Annotated in this window: 1 protein-coding gene; it reads left to right on the forward strand. The window is 61.0% G+C overall.

Translation table 11 applies throughout. From position 1 onward, the window contains the following. Window positions 1-82 precede the first annotated feature (82 nt). Window positions 83-1215 (forward strand): IS3 family transposase gene (locus AX730_RS11220; RefSeq protein ID WP_157074205.1). Its coding sequence is split into 2 segments (ribosomal slippage): window positions 83-335 and window positions 335-1215, totalling 1134 coding nucleotides; the frame shifts between segments, so codons are not numbered across the junction. The last annotated feature ends 25 nt before the right edge of the window (window positions 1216-1240 follow it).

A 1240-nucleotide genomic window follows, 5' to 3' on the forward strand; every position in this document is an offset into this window, starting at 1 on the left:
TGACCCACCCCCAGAGAACTGGGCCAACGTAAAGTAGAGACTTTGTTCCGCATGGGCCCCGTGGCAAACGAGGAGTCAGGCAATGAAGAGGTCCCGTTTTACCGAGGAGCAGGTGGCGTACGCGCTCAAGCAGGTCGAGCTGGGGATGGCCGTTGGCGAGGTGTGTCGCAAGATGGGCATCGCGGAGGCGACGTTTTATGTTTGGCGCAAGAAGTACGGTGGGCTTGGGCCATCCGAGCTCAAGCGTCTGCGGCTGCTGGAAGAGGAAAACCGCAAGCTCAAGCAGTTGGTGGCCGACCTGAGCCTGGACAAGGCGATGCTGCAGGAGGTGGTCACAAAAAAGCTCTGAGGGCGGCCCAGAAGCGCAGTTGGGTTGCCCGCTTGAGAGAGCGCTTTGGCGTGAGCGAACGGCGTGCATTGCGAATTGTGGCGATGTCGCGCTCAGCGTTCTCGTACAAGGCCAAGGCGCGCGACTGCAGCGCCATCCGTCTGCGGATGCGCGAGATCACCCAGACGCGGATCCATTACGGCTGCGAGCGCGTCTTGGTGATGCTGCGTCGCGAGGGCTGGCGGGACAACCACAAGCGGATCCATCGCATCTACAAGGAAGAAGGCCTGTCGTTGCGGCATTGTCGGCCGCGTCGCAGTCGCAGCAGCCGTCGCCGGCAACCGATCAAGGTGGCGACAGCGCCCAACACCCTGTGGGGAATGGACTTCGTGAGTGACGCGTTGTTCGACGGCCGTCGCTTCCGGCTGCTGCCGGTGCTGGATCACTTCACACATGAGTGCCTGGATATCGTTGTAGATCAGTCCTTGCGCGCAGACGATGTCGCCAAAGCAGTGGCGCGCCTGGTTGTTCAACGAGGCAAGCCAGAAGCGATCAAGGTGGATAACGGCAGTGAGTTTGCCGGCAAGGTCATGGACCGTTGGGCGTATGAGGTCGGCGTGGAGTTGGACTTCTCCCGACGTGGCACGCCGACGGACAACGCGATGGTGGAAAGCTTCAACGGCCGGCTCCGACAGGAGTGTCTGAACGAGCATTGGTTCTTGTCGTTGGCCGATGCGCGGAGCAAAATCGAGGCGTGGCGGAAGTTCTATAACGAGGAGCGACCCCACAGTGCATTGGCATGGAAAACCCCTGCAGAATTCGCCCGAGAACACGGGTCCCAAGCGAATTTGCAGGCGCCGAAGAAGGTCGGAATCTCTACCGGCTGATGGCCCAGGATTCGGGGGTGGGTCA

This window comes from Pseudoxanthomonas mexicana, assembly GCF_001556105.1.
GTDB lineage: Bacteria > Pseudomonadota > Gammaproteobacteria > Xanthomonadales > Xanthomonadaceae > Pseudoxanthomonas_A > Pseudoxanthomonas_A mexicana_A.